The organism is Massilia sp. BKSP1R2A-1 (assembly GCF_050586525.1).
GTDB lineage: Bacteria > Pseudomonadota > Gammaproteobacteria > Burkholderiales > Burkholderiaceae_D > Telluria.
Window position 1 is genome coordinate 246,642 of record NZ_JBOBRE010000006.1, and the last position, 17,587, is coordinate 264,228.

Annotated in this window: 17 protein-coding genes and 2 pseudogenes; 6 read left to right on the forward strand and 13 right to left on the reverse strand. The window is 65.9% G+C overall.

The genetic code is table 11. The annotated features are described in order from the left end of the window. Positions 1-14 precede the first annotated feature (14 nt). A pseudogene (locus ACQ7JA_RS11815) lies at positions 15-290 on the forward strand (transposase); the annotation flags it as partial. A 173-nt stretch (positions 291-463) separates the two neighbouring features. Further along, positions 464-1,072: a phosphatase PAP2 family protein gene (locus ACQ7JA_RS11820; RefSeq protein WP_430897839.1), complete on the forward strand. Its 609-nt coding sequence runs from the start codon at positions 464-466 to the stop codon at positions 1,070-1,072. A 126-nt stretch (positions 1,073-1,198) separates the two neighbouring features. On the opposite strand, the gene ACQ7JA_RS11825 is transcribed toward ACQ7JA_RS11820, so the two are convergent. Then, entirely contained in the window at positions 1,199-1,657 is a 459-nt protein-coding gene (locus ACQ7JA_RS11825) for a hypothetical protein (RefSeq protein WP_430897841.1), read from the reverse strand. Between the two features lie 115 nt (positions 1,658-1,772). On the opposite strand from ACQ7JA_RS11825, the pseudogene ACQ7JA_RS11830 reads away from it, so the two are divergent. Further along, positions 1,773-2,048 (forward strand): annotated as a pseudogene (locus ACQ7JA_RS11830) (RtcB family protein); the annotation flags it as partial. A 4-nt stretch (positions 2,049-2,052) separates the two neighbouring features. Here ACQ7JA_RS11830 and ACQ7JA_RS11835 read toward each other — a convergent pair. From ACQ7JA_RS11835 to ACQ7JA_RS11845, 3 genes are all read right to left on the reverse strand, one after another. Continuing rightward, positions 2,053-2,682 carry an HAD-IA family hydrolase gene (locus tag ACQ7JA_RS11835; RefSeq protein WP_430897843.1) on the reverse strand — a complete coding sequence of 210 codons (630 nt, stop codon included), beginning with the start codon at positions 2,680-2,682 and terminating at the stop codon, positions 2,053-2,055. Between the two features lie 43 nt (positions 2,683-2,725). Further along, positions 2,726-3,466, reverse strand: coding sequence for an SDR family oxidoreductase (locus ACQ7JA_RS11840; RefSeq protein WP_430897845.1), 741 nt, complete (start codon positions 3,464-3,466; stop codon positions 2,726-2,728). An 82-nt stretch (positions 3,467-3,548) separates the two neighbouring features. Next, positions 3,549-3,758 carry a hypothetical protein gene (locus ACQ7JA_RS11845; RefSeq protein WP_430897847.1) on the reverse strand — a complete coding sequence of 70 codons (210 nt, stop codon included), beginning with the start codon at positions 3,756-3,758 and terminating at the stop codon, positions 3,549-3,551. Between ACQ7JA_RS11845 and ACQ7JA_RS11850 the strand changes: the two genes are divergently transcribed. Continuing rightward, entirely contained in the window at positions 3,757-4,830 is a 1,074-nt protein-coding gene (locus tag ACQ7JA_RS11850) for a GlxA family transcriptional regulator (RefSeq protein WP_430897849.1), read from the forward strand. The two genes, ACQ7JA_RS11845 and ACQ7JA_RS11850, sit on opposite strands and share 2 nt — an antisense overlap. On the opposite strand, the gene ACQ7JA_RS11855 is transcribed toward ACQ7JA_RS11850, so the two are convergent. The 6 genes from ACQ7JA_RS11855 to leuA form a co-directional block, all read right to left on the reverse strand. Next, positions 4,722-5,171 carry a hypothetical protein gene (locus ACQ7JA_RS11855; RefSeq protein ID WP_430897851.1) on the reverse strand — a complete coding sequence of 150 codons (450 nt, stop codon included), beginning with the start codon at positions 5,169-5,171 and terminating at the stop codon, positions 4,722-4,724. The two genes, ACQ7JA_RS11850 and ACQ7JA_RS11855, sit on opposite strands and share 109 nt — an antisense overlap. Then, positions 5,168-6,016: a PulJ/GspJ family protein gene (locus ACQ7JA_RS11860; RefSeq protein ID WP_430897853.1), complete on the reverse strand. Its 849-nt coding sequence runs from the start codon at positions 6,014-6,016 to the stop codon at positions 5,168-5,170. The genes ACQ7JA_RS11855 and ACQ7JA_RS11860 overlap by 4 nt, the downstream gene beginning before the upstream one ends. Beyond that, positions 6,013-6,462 carry a prepilin-type N-terminal cleavage/methylation domain-containing protein gene (locus tag ACQ7JA_RS11865; protein ID WP_430897855.1) on the reverse strand — a complete coding sequence of 150 codons (450 nt, stop codon included), beginning with the start codon at positions 6,460-6,462 and terminating at the stop codon, positions 6,013-6,015. Before ACQ7JA_RS11865 ends, ACQ7JA_RS11860 begins: the two co-directional genes overlap by 4 nt. Further along, complete coding sequence (locus ACQ7JA_RS11870; protein WP_430897857.1) at positions 6,452-6,958, reverse strand: pilus assembly FimT family protein; 507 nt, start codon at positions 6,956-6,958, stop codon at positions 6,452-6,454. The genes ACQ7JA_RS11865 and ACQ7JA_RS11870 overlap by 11 nt, the downstream gene beginning before the upstream one ends. Next, the gene (locus ACQ7JA_RS11875; protein WP_430897859.1) at positions 6,955-9,855 is read right to left on the reverse strand and encodes a DUF6701 domain-containing protein; all 2,901 of its coding nucleotides are present in this window, start codon (positions 9,853-9,855) and stop codon (positions 6,955-6,957) included. The genes ACQ7JA_RS11870 and ACQ7JA_RS11875 overlap by 4 nt, the downstream gene beginning before the upstream one ends. A gap of 117 nt (positions 9,856-9,972) precedes the next feature. Then, positions 9,973-11,649 (reverse strand): 2-isopropylmalate synthase, encoded by a 1,677-nt coding sequence (gene leuA / locus ACQ7JA_RS11880; protein WP_430897947.1) that lies wholly within the window; start codon positions 11,647-11,649, stop codon positions 9,973-9,975. 795 nt (positions 11,650-12,444) lie between these two features. Between leuA and infA the strand changes: the two genes are divergently transcribed. Beyond that, complete coding sequence (gene infA / locus ACQ7JA_RS11885) at positions 12,445-12,708, forward strand: translation initiation factor IF-1 (RefSeq protein WP_227801192.1); 264 nt, start codon at positions 12,445-12,447, stop codon at positions 12,706-12,708. Positions 12,709-13,044: 336 nt separating this feature from the next. On the opposite strand, the gene ACQ7JA_RS11890 is transcribed toward infA, so the two are convergent. Then, entirely contained in the window at positions 13,045-14,208 is a 1,164-nt protein-coding gene (locus tag ACQ7JA_RS11890) for a sensor histidine kinase (protein WP_430897862.1), read from the reverse strand. Positions 14,209-14,325: 117 nt separating this feature from the next. Beyond that, positions 14,326-14,562: a hypothetical protein gene (locus tag ACQ7JA_RS11895; protein WP_430897864.1), complete on the reverse strand. Its 237-nt coding sequence runs from the start codon at positions 14,560-14,562 to the stop codon at positions 14,326-14,328. 251 nt (positions 14,563-14,813) lie between these two features. Between ACQ7JA_RS11895 and ACQ7JA_RS11900 the strand changes: the two genes are divergently transcribed. Further along, complete coding sequence (locus ACQ7JA_RS11900) at positions 14,814-16,466, forward strand: ATP-binding domain-containing protein (protein ID WP_430897866.1); 1,653 nt, start codon at positions 14,814-14,816, stop codon at positions 16,464-16,466. Here ACQ7JA_RS11900 and ACQ7JA_RS11905 read toward each other — a convergent pair. Beyond that, the gene (locus ACQ7JA_RS11905; protein ID WP_430897868.1) at positions 16,456-17,565 is read right to left on the reverse strand and encodes a serine hydrolase domain-containing protein; all 1,110 of its coding nucleotides are present in this window, start codon (positions 17,563-17,565) and stop codon (positions 16,456-16,458) included. The two genes, ACQ7JA_RS11900 and ACQ7JA_RS11905, sit on opposite strands and share 11 nt — an antisense overlap. Positions 17,566-17,587 lie beyond the last annotated feature (22 nt).

The following is a 17,587-nucleotide window of genomic DNA, read 5'->3' on the forward strand; positions in this document are numbered from 1 at the left end:
TGGAGGGGACGACCATGGACCGTCCGGCCTATCCCAGCGATATTTCTCGCGAGCAGTTTGAGCCCGTGCGCGGCATGCTGGAGGCGGCGCGGCGCAAGACCCGGCCACGCAAGCACGACCTCTACGACGTGTTCTGCGCGGTCCTCTACTTCCTGCACACCGGCAGCACCTGGCGCAATATGCCGGCCGGCTTTCCGCCCTGGCGCACGGTGCACGAGTATTTCACCCAATGGACCATGCTGCGCGAAGGCGACCGCACGCTGCTGGAAACCGTGCTCGAACGGTCCGGGCGGGAGCAGGAACTGACCCAACTGCGGCGCATGCTGCATCGCGCTTGAGCTGGGGCAGTGGCCGACAGGACTGTCATACCATTGTCACAAACTGTTGCACTTCTCGAACCGTGCGGCGGATGAGCTCCGCTAAGCTACGGCGATATATTCTTGATATCACTTTTGGCGGCGCCATGTTCGAGCACCTCAACCTGATCCTCTTCTCTGCCCTCAACGCCGAGGCCAGCCTGGATGGCTGGCAATTGCTCGGCGCCGTGTTCGCCGCCGAGTGGCTGATTTTCCTGGTGCCGCTGACGCTGGTGCTGCTGTGGATCGGCGGGAGCGGGCCGCGCCGCGAAATCGCGCTGCGCGCCTTCATCGCCGCCGCCTGCGCCCTGACCCTCAACAACCTGATCGGCCAGTTCTGGTACAGCCCCCGTCCCTTCGTCGCCGAGATCGGCCACACCTTCCTCCTGCACGATCCCGACAGCTCTTTCCCGAGCGACCATGCGACCAGCATCTTCTCGGTGGCCCTGGTGCTGGTCTTCAGCGGGGTGGCGCAGGTGCGCCGCGTCGGGCTGGTGCTGCTGCCGCTGGCGCTGGTCGTCGCCTGGTCGCGGGTCTATCTTGGCGTGCATTGGCCCAAGGACATGTTCGGCGCACTCGCGGTGTCCGCCACGATGGCCATGCTCGTGTCGACGCCGGCGGGCCGCGCCGCCTGCGCCTCCGTGCTGCCCTGGATGGAGAATGTGTACCGCCGGGTGCTGGCGGTGCCGATCGGGCGCGGCTGGTTGCGCCCCTGATTGTGATGTGAAGGCGACCGTGTAGGGACGACGCGGCCGGCATCGCCGCAGGCCTGGCCTTGCGGCGAGCGGGTCCGACGCACGCAGGACGCGTGGAAGGATTGTTCGCGCGCCGGCCGCGCGCTCCTACGACGGCGCTTGCGTACTGCTTCCCGTATCGCCTTCCGGCCCCGCCTCCGCCGCCTCGAACACCAGCTTGCCGTTGGCATCGAGGTGGAAGGCGCCCAGCGCCTGGCCGGTCACGGCGTTCGCTTCCGGTGCTTCGCGCTGGGTGCAGCCCTGGGTCTCGACCTGCCAGGTCTCTTCGCCGGCGCGCAGGGTGTACAGATTGGGTCCGCTAGCAAACAGTTCGATCTCCAGGCCCGACAGAGGCAATTCCCCGAGGTCCATCTGGCGCATGCAGTCAGGCATGCGCGCCGCGGTCAGCTTCACCGTGCCTTCCTTGCTCCAGAAATAATCCTGTACGACGCGCACGGTCAGCGCATGGTCATTGCCCTCGATCTGGTAGCTGGCCGTGTCGTTGACGCAGCCTGTCAGCAGCAGCGGTGCCAGCAGCGGGACGAGCAGGAAGGATGGATGGCGCATGGGCTTTACCTTGTCGATGATGCAGGAATGCATGTGCTGCGAGTATAGAAGCGCTGTCCAGCCCGCGCAAGGCGGCGCCGCTGGCGTACGGCCTTCAGAAATCGATGCCGAGCGCGCCAAGAGTTTCATTGTGCGCGGCAAGGGGAACCCGGAAAGTTTTCATAGCTGCAGCCATGGCGCGGGACGCGTGATGAGCCGCACCGAGGCCAAGCGCCGCTTCACCCGCGCCGACATGGAGCGCGTGCTGGAAGGGGTGGAATCGCGCAAGGACGAGGGCGTGATCGACGAGATCCCGATGGCCTACAAGGACATCGACGCCGTCATGCACGCCCAGCGCGAGCTGGTCGAGGTGGTGCACACGCTCAAGCAGGTGGTGTGCGTGAAGGGCTGAGCCCTCAGGGGCGGACGATGCGCAGCAATTCGGCCGGCGTGCCGAATTCGCGCTCTGGCCCGACCCTGCGCAGGACCTCGATCGGCGCATAACCCCAGCTGACGGCGCCGAAGGCCACGCCGACCTTGCGCGCCGCCTCGGCATCCATGGCCTGGTCGCCCACGTAGAGCGCATGCGCAGCCGGCACTGCGGCCTGTTTCACCACCTTGCGGATGCGCGCCGCCTTGCCGAAGACCGACATGCCGCACTCGTAATGCTGGAACAAATCGCCCAGCGCCGGGCCCAGCACCAGCCGCACGTTCTGCTCCGAATTCGAGGACACGATGGCCAGGCGCACGCCTTCGCGGCTGAGCGTGTGCAGTACTTCGTGGATGCCCTCGAACAGGGGGATGCGCGCCGCGTTCTCGCGCATCAGGCCGATGAAGCTGCGCGAGGCCAGGGGCAGCTTCCAGGCCGGCATGCCGAGGTGGCGCATGATGGTGCGTGTATCGTGGTGGCGCAGCTGCTGGGCCTCGTCGCCATCGACGCGGCGAAAGCCGTGCTCGTCCGCGATGCGGTTGAACACGCTGACGAAGAAGGGGAAGGAATCGGCCAGCGTGCCGTCGAAGTCGAAAATGGCGAGGCGGTAAGACATGCGGGCACACCGTAGGAACAATGCGCCCGATTATAGGGGAAGCTCAGGCCGTGCCCCCGTTCGCACGCAGCACCTGGCCATTGATCCAGCCCGACTCCTCGCTCACCAGGAAGGACACGATGCGCGCGATATCGTCCGGCTCGCCCAGGCGCTCGAGCGGCGGCATCCTGGCGAAACCCTCGATCTGTTCCTGGGTCTTCCCGGAGAAGAACAGCTCGGTGGCAACCGGCCCCGGCGCCACGGTGTTGACGCGGATCTGGCGGCCGCGCAGTTCCTTGGCGAAGACGGCGCTCATCGCCTCCACCGCCGCCTTGCTGGCGCTGTAGATCGCATAGCCCGGCAGCTTCATCGCCAGCACGGTCGTGGAGAAATTCACGATGCGCCCGCCGTCGTTCAGGCGCCGCGCCGCCTCGCGCAGGGTGTTGAAGGTGCCCTGCACATTGATGCCGAAGGTGTTCTCGAACAGTTCGTCGCTGGTCTCGGCCAGCGGCATGGTCTTGAGCACGCCGGCATTGTTGACCAGCACGTCGACCCGGCCCAGCTCGCGCTCGGCGGCATCGAACAGGGCGCGCACCTCGTCGGGTCTGGAGACGTCGGCCCGGACGGCAATGGCGCCGTGGCCGGTGGCGTGCAGGGTCGCCACCACGCGCTGCGCCTCGGCTTCGTTGCTGGCGTAGTTGACGACGATGCGGTAGCCATCCTCGGCGAGGCGCTGGGCGATGGCGGCGCCGATGCCGCGCGATGCGCCGGTGACGATGGCGACTGGGCGGGTGTCCTGGTTCATGCGGATGCTCCTCTTGTCTGGATGGGATACCCGCATGATGAACGATTATCGAAAAGGGATAATTACGGTAAAACTGGCATCATTATTCCATCACCATTAACAGTTCTGCTTCGTGGAACGTCAGGGTTTCGCCATCGGCCGGGACATGGAGCCGGGCCTGCATGCCGGCCTGGGTGGCAGCCTGCGCCAGTCCGGTCCGGGTGACCGGACAGTGGCTCAGTGCCTCCAGGTGGTTCGCCACCACCTGGCCTTGCGTGAGGCGCAGCAGGTCGACGACATCCTGCGCGTCCATGATGATCGCGCTGCCCAGGTCGAAGCGCGCCCCACCGGCCGGCCTGCTCGCCTTCGCCGACCTGCTGCAAGCGGCCAACCGGCGTGCCGGACGGCGCCTGTTCGAGACCGTGTTCGTCGGGCTGGCCGAAGGCGAGGTCGCCTGCGCGCACGGCCTGCGCCTGCCGGCCGCGCAAGCGCTCCACAAGGCGCAGGTCGATGCCTTGCTGGTGCCTGGCTTCTGGACCGAGTCCGCCGAACAGGTCGAGATGGCGCTGGCGGACAACGCGCCCCTCGTCGCCGCCATCGGCCGGCTCGGCAAGCAGGTCGCGGTGTGGAGCTACTGCACCGGCGTGTGCCTGGCCGCCGCCGCGCGCAGGCTGGACCGGCAGGGCGCGACCATCACCTGGTGGCTGGCGGACAGCGCGCGCAAGCGCTTCCCGAAAGTCGACTGGCAGGTCGAGCGCACCGACGTGTTCAACGAGCGCACGGCCACTGCTTCCGGCGTGAACGGCTACCTGCCGATCGCCCAGGCCCTCATCGAATCGCGCCTGAGCATGGAGGCCTACCGCGACCTGACCCGCCTGATGATGCTGCCGCGCCCCGAGCGCACCCACCAGGCCTTCCAGACCGTGCACCTGATCGCCCAGCCCGGCCCCCTGATGCGGCGCCTGCACGATGCAGTCGAACGCCTGCCGGCGGGAGCGGGCACATTACTTCGGCTGGCGCGCGAACTCGCTACCTCCGAACGCACGCTGGCGCGCAAGGTGCTCGCCGCCACCGGCCTGCCTGCCGCGGCCTGGGTGCGGCGCGTGAAGCTGAACCAGGTGAGCGAGCGCCTGATTCACACCGGCCTGCCGGCCAGCACCATCAGCGCGGAGCTGGGCTTCAGCAGCGACACGGGGATGCGGCGCATGTTCAAGGAAGCGACGGGGATGACGACCGCGCAGTACCGGCAGGCCTTCGGCAGGGCTCGAACGAAGCCTCAGCAGATCCCGCCGGCTTTCGTCATGCAGATGGTGGCGATGCGGCGTCGTTCCACGTATTCAGCCTGCGTCACGTTGCCGTTGAAGGCGATCGACTCGATCCGGTAGACGTATTTCTCGGTGGCGGTGCCGGCTGGCTGCTCGCCTTCCTTGAACGGGTCCGTGGGCGTGGTGCAGATGACCGTCACACGGAAGCCCGTATCGGCGAGGAATTCCGTTTCCGGTGGCGCCGCCGGGCAGCCGAGGGCGCCGTCATAGGCGAGGCGATAGAACATCCACTCGACGCCGGCGCGCGCCGCCTGGCTGGCGCGCACGCCGAGCAGGGTCTGGTTCACGGTGCTCTGCTGGGTCGCGGTCAGGCGCAGCAGCGACACGACGACGCCGGCGACGACGATCAGCAGGACGACCGCCGCGATGTAGGCGAAACCGCGCTGGCGTGATCGCTTCATGGCACGTTGTCCACGTGGGCGCCGAGCGTCAGCGACACCGACTCGCCGCGCGCGCGCAGGGTCAGGCGCAGCTGGGCGAAGCCGCTTTCCTGGGTCGCGCCCTGGTTGGGCGAGTATTCGAAGCTGCAGGCCTCCACATTGGTCGCGACGATGGGCGCCGTGTTCGCCGGCGCCGGGCAGCCGGCGCCCAATGCGAGCGCATTCGATGTGACGCGGTACAGCGTACCTGACCCGTTGTCCTGCGCATCCTTGCCTGGGTTGACGCAGGCATATCTGACCGAACGCCAGCCGGCAGGCACGACGACGAAGCGGCCGCTGTCGTAGCCCTGCGGGATGGTGCGCGCGGCCGTCAGCGTGATCCTGTGCTCGCCGGTGCTGTCGCCCGTCTGCGAGACGGTGTCGATGACGGCCACGTTGGTGCCGTCGTACAGGTCGGTCGTGTTCTGGTTGCCGATCACGACCAGGTCGCCCTTGCCGACCGGATTGGTGAAACGGGTGAGAACGTCGAAGGCCGCCTTGCTTTCGAACTGGTCGAGGAAGGCGCCCGGGCTCGCCGGCTTGGCGATGTCGGGCCCTGTGCGCAGCCGTCCGCCATCGATCGTCGGCACCAGCTCCAGGCACTCCGAGGAATGCAGACGCAGCGAATTCGGCACGGCGCTGCGGATCTCGGTCGCGATGCGGCGCAGCGAGGTGTCGGCCTGGTCAGTCAGGGCGGCGCGGCGCTCGACCGCCAGGTAGGACTGGATCGTCGGCCCCAGCTGCGTGGCCAGCACGCCCGCGATGATGCCGGTCAGGACCATCACGATCACCAGTTCGACCAGGGTGAAGCCGGCCTGCTTCCTCATGGCTTGGTCCTCCAGCCGTTCAGCACGATGCTCTGGCCACCGTTGCGCACCGTGACGCGCACGCGCGCCGCGTCGCCCAGGGGAATATTGGTGAGGGCGACCTTGTCCACCTGGACGCTGACGCGGTAGCGTTCCAGCCCGGCGATCGCATTGCCGTTGAAGTCCTCGACAGGACTGTCCTTGGCGTACTTGTTGTAGTCCCAGATGTCGTTGTAGTCGGCGCGGCCGGTCGCGGCGACGCTATCGTCTTCCAGGAAGGGCTTGAGCAGCACTTCCTCCATCATGCCTTCGGCGATCGCCGTCATCTGCTGGGTGAGGATGGGATCGACGCTGGCGCGGTTGGCGCGCGTGAGTGCGGCCACCAGGCCTGCCAGCGCCGCCGCGATGATGACGATGGCGATGACCAGTTCAACCAGGGTCACGCCGGCCATGCGTCTACTGTACATAGCCGGTGCTCCCCTCGACGACGATGGTGCGCGCCACGCTGTTCCCGTCCTTGATGCCGATTGAATCGCTGCGCGTGACGAAGCTTGTCCCGGCGGCGTCCTTGCTGACCGTGCCGTCCGGGTGGAAGAAGAGAGCGATGCTGGCCTGGCCCGCGAAGCTGCCGGCGCCGGCAATCACGCTGTCGTTGGTGCTGCCGTACTCGGTGTCGGTGGCGCCGGTGGACAGGGTGCAGGGCACGCCCGCCCCGGGCAGGCCGAAGTCCTCGCGCATGCGCAGCCGCACCGCCTTGCCCTCCAGGGTCACGCACACCAGCCGGCGCCGCGCCACCGCCGTCTTCTGGGCATGGCGCAGTGCGCTCACCACCTGGTCGCCGAACACCATGGTGGCGGTCGTGTTGCTGCCCATGAGGCGGGGGATGCCGATCGCCGCGAGGGCGCCGATCAGCACCATGACGGTCACCAGCTCGACCATCGTGAAACCCGCCTGCCGCCTCACCGGAAGCCCTCGCGAATGTGGATGATGCGGCGGCTCTCCGGCGCGAACACGCCGAAGGTGGCGCGTGCGTAGGGGTCGACGGTGTAGGTGGTGGCGCAGGCGTTGTTCAGGGAGCGCAGCCAGGGTAGCTTGGCGCCCGTGCTGTCCGGCTTGGGCAACGCCAGGCAGGAACTGTCGGTCTTGGTCTCGCCCAGGTTGAACACCACGTCGACCCAGCCTGCGCCGCTGTCCTTGCCCGGCTGCAGAATCAGTTCGCCCATGCCGGCCTTGATCGCCAGGTCTTTGTCCGGCTTCGGCACTGCGAGCGCAGCAAGCGCCGAGGCCTGGGTATTCGGACGCAGCACGAAGGCCGTGAAGGGAACGACGGTGCTGTCGTCGTCGGTGTTGAGGACCCAGCTGTTCCCGCTCCAGTATTCGGCCATCACCGGCAGAGCGAGCTTGGCGCGTGCGCTGCCGAAGCGGTTGGCGATGCGCAGGCGGCCGAAGCGGATCAGGGGCAAAGCCTGTTCCGCATCCGCCTGGTCTTTCGATGTAACCTGGGCATTCGAAGCACGCACTCGTACCTTGAGCGGCGCCGGCGGCGGCGGCGTCAGGGCATACGCAGGCTTGGGCCTGGCCACGCCATTCTCGAAATCGTTGGCGCCGATGGCGGCAGCCGAGATCACGCCCGGTCCAGGGTTGGCGGCGCTGCCGTCCTCCTTCCACGCGCTCAGGGTCACCGCCTGGCTTAGCCCGGTGGCCTTGTTGTAGTTGCTTGTGGTGCCCTTGCCCTTGTTCCTGGCCGTGACGACCACGCCGAACGGCTGGCTGGAATAATAGAATTTTGCCGCGGGATCGGCCAGCGCGACATGGAAATGGTGGGGGATGAAGTTGCCGATGGCGTCGCAGGCCGTGCCGCCTTCGACCGCCAGGCTACTGCCCAGGAAATCGGTCAGCTTCGCCTTCAGGCCCATCTTGCCGACTTCGGACCACGACAGGGTGACGCCGGCCTCGCCTTTCAAGAAATCGCTCGTGGTGGTGGCGCCCAGGTTGCCTTTGTTCAGGCCCGGCACCGTGCATGGTTCCAGCGCCGTTTCGACGGCGCTCAGCTTGCCGGACAGGGCTGTCTTGTCGAAGTTCGGCGTCAGCGCACCCGCACTGTTCTGCGCCTGAATCTTGAAGCTGAAGTCCTCGCCGGCGCGGATGGTGCTGTTTGCCGCAGGCAGGCCGGTGAACACGAATTTCGCCGGCGCCGCAATGAACTCATCGCTGCCGCTGATCTTGTCGCCGTCCGCGCTGGTATGGGTCGCGATGAGCTTGACCTTGCCCGCGTCCGGATAGTTCAGCTTGACGCCGGCAATGCCGGTGCTCGCGTTGAAATCGAGAAGCAGGCTGGCGGCCGTGCCGTCGCAACTCGCCTGGATGGTCGTCGGCGCGCTGCCCAGCGTCACCGTCTTGCTGCCGGAGGCCGGGTCGAGGTACTGGCAACTGAACGCGACGTTCTTCTTGCCGGCCAGCGCCGGGACGCAGGCCTGGGCCTGGGCGTCGAGCTTCACGGCGGAGATCTCGACGTCCTGGGTGCTGGCCGATACATGGTTCTTGACGTTGACCTTGAACGTCGCGCCGCCGGCGAAATTCATGTTGCAGCTGGTCGAACCAGAGGGCATGAGGCAGGTAGTGGCACCCGCCGAAGCCGGCAAGTTCCCGAGCGACAGCGCAATCGTGCCCGTCGCGAGCTTCGAGACCGTGCCGCTGCTGTTGATGCCTGAACTTCCGATGTCGATGGCGACGTTGCCGGGCTGGAGCACCAGGCCGGTAACACCGTCCGTGTAGTGCGGCGCCGTGCAGGCGGCATTGGCGCAGGCGGTGACTGTGACGGTTTCGGGGACGCAGGTATGCGCCTGTCCGTCATGGCTGATCTGGAAGTGGTGGACGCCCTTCGGCGCCACGGCTTCGCAGCGCGGCCCGTTCGCCGAATTCACTGCAAAGCCGCTGTTGTTCGTCACGCAGTCGCAGCTGTTCTTCTTGGTGCCGTTCTTGCAGTAGATCGTCCCTGCCACGCGCCCGGCCCATTCCAGCGTCGCCCAGTTGACCCTGGCGTCGCCCGTGATGAGGGCGCTGGAAGACTGCAGCAGCAGGTCGCCGGTATCGACGTTGCCCGTCACCGAGTTGCCCGAGCCCATGGTCATGCTGCTGCTTGCGGTCACGTTGCCGGTCACCTTGCTGCCGGAGGCCAGCATGTCGAATACCGGCGCGCTGACCTGGCCGGTGACGGTGCTGCCGGAGGCCAGCGTGAATTTGCTGCTCGCCGTGACGTCGCCGGTGATCGTGACCGGGGAGCCGGTGGTCACGACAGTACCGACGATGTTGCCCGTGATGCGGGAGTGGGAACTGATGTTGACCACCCCTTTCGAGGTGAGGTTGCCGGTGATCGTCACCCGGTCGGTGCCGAACTGGATCGCGCCGGCAGTGATATTGGCGGTCGCCGACTGTGCCGACGCCCCCATCGAAAAGGTCCCGCCCACTTCGATGTCGCCGCCCGTGATCTTGAGATTGGCCGGGTTGACGTCCTTCAGGTTCAGGTTGCCCGTCACGATGAGCTTCGAACCGCTGCCCATCGTCAGGCCCTGGTTCCAGGTGACCGCGACGTTGTTGGTGACCTTGAGGGTGTAGCCGCTGCCGATCACGACCGAGTCGTCCCAGTCGAGGTAGGCAGGATAAGGACAGGTATAGACCTTGTTCGAGAGCGTGCAGGTATCGACGGGGTTGCCGTTGAACGTATAGACGGTGGCCTGCGCCGCGCCGCTGCCCAGCAATCCTGCAAGGAACAGCAGGCAGGCCGCCGTCCACGCCAGGGCGCCGCGCCGCCGTAGCGGTGCGCGGGCAAGAATCAGCGTGAAGGGAAGAGGAAAGGACACGGCTTGTCCATTGTCAAAAGCGTCAATTCCCGAAAGTTTGCATCAGTTAACGTGATGCCACAACGAATTTTTCGGTAAAGCAACGTTTTCTGGACAAGCCGACAACGAATTGCCGCTTCAGGCAGCCTTGGCGACCGGCACCGCCTGCGCCATGTGGCGATTCACCGCCGACAGCACCGCGCGGAAGGAGGCCGTCACGATATTGCTGTCGATGCCGACACCGAACAGCGTCGCCCCGTCGCCCACGCGCAGCTCGACGTAGCAGGCGGCACGGGCGTCGGCGCCGCGGCCGATGGCGTGCTCGTGGTAGTCCATCAGGCGGATGTCGAGGCCGAGCGCATTCACGAAGGCGTCGATCGGGCCATTGCCGGCGCCCTGGCAGGTCTTGCGGGCGCTGTCGCGCGTCACGTCCAGGTCGATCTGCACGCCGTGGGCGCTGTCCTCGACCATGCGGTGGGCGATGTAGTCATAGGGCTGGTCCTGTTCCAGGTATTCGCGCGAGAACAGGGCGTGGATGTCGGAGGCGACCACTTCGCGCCCCGTGCTGTCCGCCATGCGCTGCACGGCGCGCGAGAATTCGATCTGCAGGCGGCGCGGCAGTTCGAGGCCGTATTCCTGCTGCAGCAGGTAGGCCATGCCGCCCTTGCCCGACTGGCTGTTGACGCGGATGACGGCGTCGTAGCTGCGGCCCAGGTCGGCCGGGTCGATCGGCAGGTAGGGCACTTCCCAGATCGCGTCGGCCTGCTGCTTGGCGAAGCCCTTCTTGATCGCGTCCTGGTGCGAGCCGGAGAAGGCGGTGAACACCAGGTCGCCCACATACGGATGGCGCGGGTGCACCGGCAGCTGGTTGCATTCCTCGACCAGCTGGCGCACCGCGTCGATGTCCGAGAAGTCCAGGCCCGGGTTGACGCCCTGGGTGTAGAGGTTCATGGCGAGGGTCACCAGGTCGACGTTGCCGGTGCGTTCGCCGTTGCCGAACAGGCAGCCTTCGACGCGGTCGGCGCCGGCCATCACGGCCAGCTCGGCGGCGGCCACCGCGGTTCCGCGGTCATTGTGCGGGTGGACGCTGATGACGAGCGATTCGCGGTTGTTCAGGTGGCGGCACATCCACTCGATCTGGTCGGCGTAGACGTTCGGGGTGCTGGCCTCGACGGTGGAAGGCAGGTTGACGATCATCTTGTTCTCGATCGTCGGCTGCCACACGGCGCTCACGGCATCGACGATCTGCTTGGAGAAATCGAGCTCGGTGGTCGAGAAGGATTCCGGCGAATACTCGAGGCCCCACTGGGTCTGCGGATGCTGGGCGACCAGCTCCTTGATCAGCTGGGTGCCCTTGACCGCGATCTGCACGATCTCCTCGCGCTCCATGCCGAACACCACGCGGCGGAACACCGGGGCCACCGAGTTGTAGACGTGGACGATGGCGCGCTTGGCGCCAACGGCCGATTCCACGGTACGGCGGATCAGCTCATCGCGCGCCTGGGTCAGGACGATGATGGTCACGTCGTCGGGGATGCGGTTTTCCTCGACCAGCATGCGCACGAAGTCGAAGTCGGTCTGCGACGCGGAGGGGAAGCCGACTTCGATCTCCTTGATGCCGATTTTGACCAGCATCTCGAAGAAGCGCAGCTTCTTCTCCGGGCTCATCGGCTCGATCAGCGCCTGGTTACCGTCGCGCAGGTCGGTGCTCATCCAGATGGGCGGCTGGGTGATGGTGCGGCTTGGCCACTGGCGGTCGCTCAGTGCGACGGCGGGGAAGGGACGGTATTTGGCGGCGGGATTCTTCAGCATGATCGTTGCTCCTGATTGCTTGACTACTAGTGACACATCGGGCCCTGGATGGGGCGGGAGTGCGGCGAAGGGGCTGCCGGGCGGGCCGCGGGAACGCTAGGCCCGGCAACCGATCGGTAGCTTTAGCAGCAGGCGGACGAAGGCGCGCGAACCTGACGGCAGGGTGGGGCCGGAGGACTTGCTGTGTGACGCTGGGGTGGAAAACCGGGACATCTTGTTCACTTCCTGGACTGCGAGACTGCTTGGGGGGCCGGCTTGTGGCCGGGACGTACGGCGTGGATTACGCGCGTAGTAGCAGGCCCAGCGCTAGCGCGCCGGTGGCAGGTAGGGAGATCGACAGATGCGGATGGGAAGACATGCGGAAGACTTTAGGGGAGTGGCTAAGGTGTGTCAAGCGAAAATTTGTGCGGCGCATCGTGGATTCGACCGGATTTTGTAATGCGGCAAGGGAGAAAAGATTGTTTCGCTGCTAAAAAGGCGCTTATCCACCGTAGGGCTGGAGGACCCTCTCACCGGTCGACAACGTCTCCTTCGTGCAGCGCAGCACGCTAAGTGGTATACTGGCGTCCTGTCGTCGAGCCCCGCCTCCGACTTTCCCCCGGCCCCATAGCAGCACCACAACGCTACGGCGCCGCCCAAGCCTCCGCAGCTCCTGCAGCTTGCGCGCTTCTCTCTCCCGCCTGGCACCGGTCAGGCCAGCACCAAACACTGCCATGCAGCGCCCGGCGGTGCGACCGACGCTTCACCGAACCCGTGCGCCGCCCGGGCCGTACATGCATTTGCATCAGGAGAACCAGCATGGCAAAAGAAGAACTTATCGAAATGAACGGCCTCGTGGCCGAAATCCTGCCCGAACTGCGCTTCCGCGTGAACCTGGACAACGGACACCAGTTGATCGCCTATACCTCGGGCCGCATGAAGAAAAACCACATCCGTATCCTGGCGGGCGACCGCGTGACCCTCGAGATGTCGCCGTACGACCTCAACAAGGGCCGCATCACCTTCCGTCACATCGAAAACCGTGGTCCGACCGGGCCGCGTCCGGCGCCGCGCCGCCGCTAAGCCGTAGGCGCCCATGCGTGGGCGTCGCGAGAAAGCGCCGGCGCTCGCGTCGGCGAATCATTTTTGTGCGCTGCACAAAAAGATCTGTTACACTGTGTTTTCGCTGGAGTCCATGGCTTTGGCGGGCCCGTCCGATACTGTTGCTGCGCCTGTGCAGTGCGCTGCTTTCCCGGATGGTGTGTTTTCGACGTATCAGTCAGCCTGTACAGCGGCCACACCCTGCAGATAGCTTGGGTGGCCATGAGCCCCGGCACCACGCAGATAGCATGGGCTGGAGCGGCGATAAATCGGTAATGCTTGAAACGAAGCTCGCGAACGCGGGCTTTTTTTTCGTCCTTATCCTGGCCGTGATTCAACTGCGACATCGACTTCATTATCCTCGCCCAACGGCCGCCTGCTCATCGAGCAGATCGCCGGCTTCGGCCGGGGATCGACAGGAATGTCGAATACAAACGTCGTGTGGCTCGGGCTGCTCCGCACGATGACACTGCCGGCGTGCCGCTCCGCGACGCTGCGCACATACGGTAGGCCTATGCCCCATCCCGGAATACCGCGTTCCTCATCGCGGGATGCACGCCGGAACAGCTGGAATATGGCTTCGGTCTGTTCCTCCGGTATCGGCGGGCCGGCATTCGTGATCGACACCATCGCATGTCCTCCGACCGCCTCGAGCGTGACGCCGATGTCCGTACCCGGATAGCTGTACTTGACGGCGTTGTTCAGCAGATTCTCGATGGCGCGCCGAACGGCGGCCGCACTCCACAGGCCCTTGACCGGTGTGCCGCGCAGTTCAATCACCCGTCCCGACGACAGCGCCACACTGCTTACCACCTCGGTCAACAGCCCCAGCAGCTCGTTATCTTCCAGGGCAAGCGACTTGTCGCTGTCCGCCCTCGATACCATCATGTCGAGCAGGTCGCCGATCATTGCCGCCATCCTCGCGTGCTGGCGCCCGGCCAGCGCCGCCAGGCGGTCGATGCGCTCGGGATCGCCGCAGCCCTGGATCATGTCGACAGCGGTAGCGGCCGTGGCGAGCGGCGTTCTGAGGTCGTGCGTCAAGGCCGAGAAAAACTGCTCGCGGATGCGGGCCTCGGCCAGCGAGAACCCGGACAGGGAATCGCGCAACGCTTCGTCGATGGCGACATTGATCTGTGCTACTTCCTGAAGTTCCAGCGAAATCCCGGCCTGGTGCCAGGTATGGAATGCCGCAGCGCGGATCAGCTGGAATTCGTGGACGATCGAGCCCGCATCGAAGCGTGTCACCTGGGCACGCTGGCAACCGTGCTCGGACGCGATGCTAGACGGTGAACAGCTCGGCGGTTCCGAACAGGCAAGCGCTACCAGATGGTCATAGAACAGGGGGAGCGTGTTGACGAGCGCGTGGAGCGGCACGTCAGCAGCGTAGGGAACTTGTTGGCGAACATGTGTGATCCACTCATGCAGCACGTCGTCTTTCGATGCCATCAACTGCATGTACCGCTGGGTATGATGAGCCTGCATGGCTTCCCCTGTACATGGTGAGTGGAACAACGTCGTCAATACAGCATACCACCGGGAGTCTCGATGGACGACGGATTCCGTGCAAATATCACATCGATATTCGGCGCTCGATGCGCTTCATGGCGGCGCCGCGAATGGCCAAGGCAGGGGATGGGAGTCGATCCAGGCGCGCGCATAGTAAAAGGCCGCGTCCGCGGCCTTGCTGGAGTTGGCAAATTCGTGCGCTTCGCTGTCGCAGGCATGCGGCGCCATGCTGCCGGCCATGCCGGCGATCCTTACCCGGTAGCCGTAACGCCCCTCGTTCTTCATGCAGCTGACGTCGATCTTGTATCCGCGGTAGTACTGGCTCGACATGGTTGGCCTTATCCTGGCGGCGCCCGGTCCGGGTCTGCCTGTGATCACCGTACCATGATTCCGCCAGTTGCCGATAGCCGCGTTCAATGCTGCGCGGCGATGCTTCATTCAGGCGGCACGCCCTCCTACGTGCGGTCCCGTCAAATGATGACGCAGCTCGACCGGCACACCTTTGTTTCAAGCGCGTGATCGCTGCACTGTGATCGGCCTTACAATGTTTTCATCTTAAAAACAGGCGAGTCCGTCCAGCCATGGCCCACATCCATCCAGCCGGATGGCGCGAGATGTCCGTCACCGGCGCTGCAGCACGTGAGATCGAAACACTGACGCTGCTGGAAAAGCGCTTATCCGACGCGCCCTATGAGATCTACCACGGCGTGCACTGGACCAACGTCGAGCAGGGCTTTTCGGCCTACGGCGACATCGACTTCATCATCCTCGCCCCCAACGGCCGCCTGCTGCTCATCGAGCAGATCGCAGGCTTCCTGAACGAATCCAAGGACGGCCTGGTCAAGAACTACCAGGGCAAGCCGCGCAAGATCCGCCACCAGATCCTGCACACCATCGAAGGCTTCGCCAAGCGCTACCAGGGCCAGCTCTCGATCGACTACCTGCTCTACTGCCCCGACTACATCGTCAAGGACCCGCAGCAGGCCGGCATCGACCCCAGCCACATCATCGACGCCACCACCAAGGGCCGCTTGGGCGCCAAGATCCGCGAGATCCTGCCGATCACCGCGCGCACCGAGGACTTCGACCGGGTCACCCGCTACCTCGGCGACACCCTGAGCCTGCGCCCCGACCCGAGCTCGATGATCGGCTGCGCCACCCAGATGGTGACGCGCCTGTCCGGGGGCCTCGCCACCTGGGCGCGCCGTCTCGAGTTTTCACCATTTCGCCTGCGCGTGGTGGGCACGGCCGGCAGCGGCAAGACCCAGCTGGCGCTAGCCGAATACACGGCCGCCATCGACGCCGGCCTGCGGCCCTTGTATGTCTGCTTCAACCGCCCGCTGGCCGACCACATCGGGCGCCTGGTGCCGCCCGGCGGACGGGTCGCCAACTTCCACGAATTGTGCGACGCCTGGCTGCGCGCCAAGGGAGAAAGCCCGGACTACGGCAAGCCCGACGTCTGGTCCGAGATCGAGGGCGTGCTCGCCTCGGCAGACCTGCCCGAGACCTGGCAGTACGACGTGCTGATCGTCGACGAAGGCCAGGATTTTTCGCCCGTCTGGCGCGACATCGCGTTGCGCATGTTAAGGGGCGGCGGGCGCGCGATCTGGCTGGAAGACCCGGACCAGAACCTGTACGGCAAGGAGATGGTGGCGCTGCCCGGCTGGGTGGTGCTGCACTCGAACACCAACTACCGCAGCCCGCGCGAGGTCGTGCAGATGCTGTCCTCGATCGGCGCGGTGAGCCAGCCGGTGGAGGCGGGCAGCCCCTTCAAGGGCGCCGACATCGAAGAGATGACCTATCCGGAAGGCGACGTCGACGCCATGCTGTCCCAGACCCGGCGCGCCGTCACCTCCTGCCTGGCCGCCGGCTTCGGGCGCCAGGACATCGCGATCTGCTCCTTCCGCGGACGCGAGAAGTCGGCCATCCTCAAGCTCGACAAACTGAGCGACGCGCACACGCTGCGTTCGTTTACCGGCGCCTACGACCTGTTCGGCAACCCGGTGTTCCGCGAAGGCGGCCTGCTGGCTGAATCGGTCTACCGCTTCAAGGGCCAGTCGGCGCCGGCGCTGATCTTCACCGAGATCGATTTCGAGGAGATGGACGAGCTCACGCTGCGCAAGCTGTTTGTCGGCATGACGCGTGCGCGCCTGAAGCTGGTGCTGGTGATGAGCGAGCGCGCGTCGGTGCAGTTCCTCGACCGCATGAGCACGGGCGGCTCTTTTAGCGAGTAAGACTGGCTGCGATGCTGCGGAACACGGCGCCGGCATGGCGTCCGCTGCCCGCATCGTCGTAGCCACCGGCCGTGCTCACGACCACCAGGTCCAGGGTGGGCACGATGTACAGGCGCTGGCCGCCGTTGCCGAAGCCCGCGTACCAGCGGTGCCTGCCGCCCAGGGCCTCGACCGTTCCGCTCCACCACTGGTAGCCGTACTGCAGGCCGTCGCCGGTTTCCACGTGCGCTTTCAAGGATTCGGCTATCCACTGTGCCGGCACCACCTGCCTGCCCTGCCACTGGCCCCGCTGCAGCACCAGCTGGCCGATGGTCGCCAGGTCGCGCGGCCGCAGGCGCAGGCCGGCGAAGGCCATCGGGCGCATGCGCACATCCTTCTGCCATTCCCAATCCGTGATGCCCAGCGGCGCGAACAGCTTTTGCTGCGCGTAGTCCTGGAGGGGAATGCCGGTGCGGCGCGCGAGGATGTCGGCCAGCACCGCCGTGGCGCCGCCGTTGTAGTTGAAGACGGTCCCGCCTGGCGCGAGCGGCCGGTCGAACAGGTAGCGCGCCTGCGAGGAGCGCCAGTACAGGCCGGTCTCGTCGTTGCCCATGCCGTAGCGGATCGGCTCTTCCCAGGCCAGGCCGCTCGTCATGGTGAACAGCTGGCGCAGCGTCACCTTCTCGCGGCCTGCCGTCTTGAGATCGGCGAGCTCGGGGTAGAGATCGAGCGCCGGCGTATCCAGCTGCGGCATGCGGCCTTCACCCTGCGCGATGCCCCATAACAGGCTGGTGACCGACTTGCTGACCGAGCGCAGGTCGTGGCGCGTGAATGCGTCGAACTGCACGGTGCGCGCGAAGGGCGACCATATCGAGCGGTCGCGGCCCTGGTAGTAGCGCTCCGCCACCACGGCGCCGTGGCGCAGGACGACGATGGCGTGGACGTTGGCGGCATCAACCGCCGGCGCGTCGAGCAGGGCGCACAGCGTCGGCGCCGCGAAGCCTGCCGCTTCGATACGGGGAGCGTCGCATGCAGGCGCCGGCCCGGCGGCCTGCGCGGCGGCCGGGAGCAGGGCCAGTGCGAGCAGCATGGCCAGAAGGGAGTGTGCTGGTGTCCTCATGGTGGTCGAAGGAGTATGCGGT

Coding starts and splice junctions, on each gene's coding strand:
- ACQ7JA_RS11825 (WP_430897841.1), bottom strand. CDS start 1,657: ATGCGCCATCCATCCTTCCTGCTCGTCCCGCTGCTGGCACCGCTGCTG.
- ACQ7JA_RS11890 (WP_430897862.1), bottom strand. CDS start 14,208: ATGCAGGCTCATCATACCCAGCGGTACATGCAGTTGATGGCATCGAAA.
- ACQ7JA_RS11845 (WP_430897847.1), bottom strand. CDS start 3,758: ATGGACGCGCAGGATGTCGTCGACCTGCTGCGCCTCACGCAAGGCCAG.
- ACQ7JA_RS11860 (WP_430897853.1), bottom strand. CDS start 6,016: ATGAGGAAGCAGGCCGGCTTCACCCTGGTCGAACTGGTGATCGTGATG.
- ACQ7JA_RS11865 (WP_430897855.1), bottom strand. CDS start 6,462: ATGTACAGTAGACGCATGGCCGGCGTGACCCTGGTTGAACTGGTCATC.
- ACQ7JA_RS11905 (WP_430897868.1), bottom strand. CDS start 17,565: ATGAGGACACCAGCACACTCCCTTCTGGCCATGCTGCTCGCACTGGCC.
- infA (WP_227801192.1), top strand. CDS start 12,445: ATGGCAAAAGAAGAACTTATCGAAATGAACGGCCTCGTGGCCGAAATC.
- ACQ7JA_RS11835 (WP_430897843.1), bottom strand. CDS start 2,682: ATGTCTTACCGCCTCGCCATTTTCGACTTCGACGGCACGCTGGCCGAT.
- ACQ7JA_RS11850 (WP_430897849.1), top strand. CDS start 3,757: ATGATGATCGCGCTGCCCAGGTCGAAGCGCGCCCCACCGGCCGGCCTG.
- ACQ7JA_RS11900 (WP_430897866.1), top strand. CDS start 14,814: ATGGCCCACATCCATCCAGCCGGATGGCGCGAGATGTCCGTCACCGGC.
- ACQ7JA_RS11840 (WP_430897845.1), bottom strand. CDS start 3,466: ATGAACCAGGACACCCGCCCAGTCGCCATCGTCACCGGCGCATCGCGC.
- ACQ7JA_RS11820 (WP_430897839.1), top strand. CDS start 464: ATGTTCGAGCACCTCAACCTGATCCTCTTCTCTGCCCTCAACGCCGAG.
- ACQ7JA_RS11895 (WP_430897864.1), bottom strand. CDS start 14,562: ATGTCGAGCCAGTACTACCGCGGATACAAGATCGACGTCAGCTGCATG.
- ACQ7JA_RS11855 (WP_430897851.1), bottom strand. CDS start 5,171: ATGAAGCGATCACGCCAGCGCGGTTTCGCCTACATCGCGGCGGTCGTC.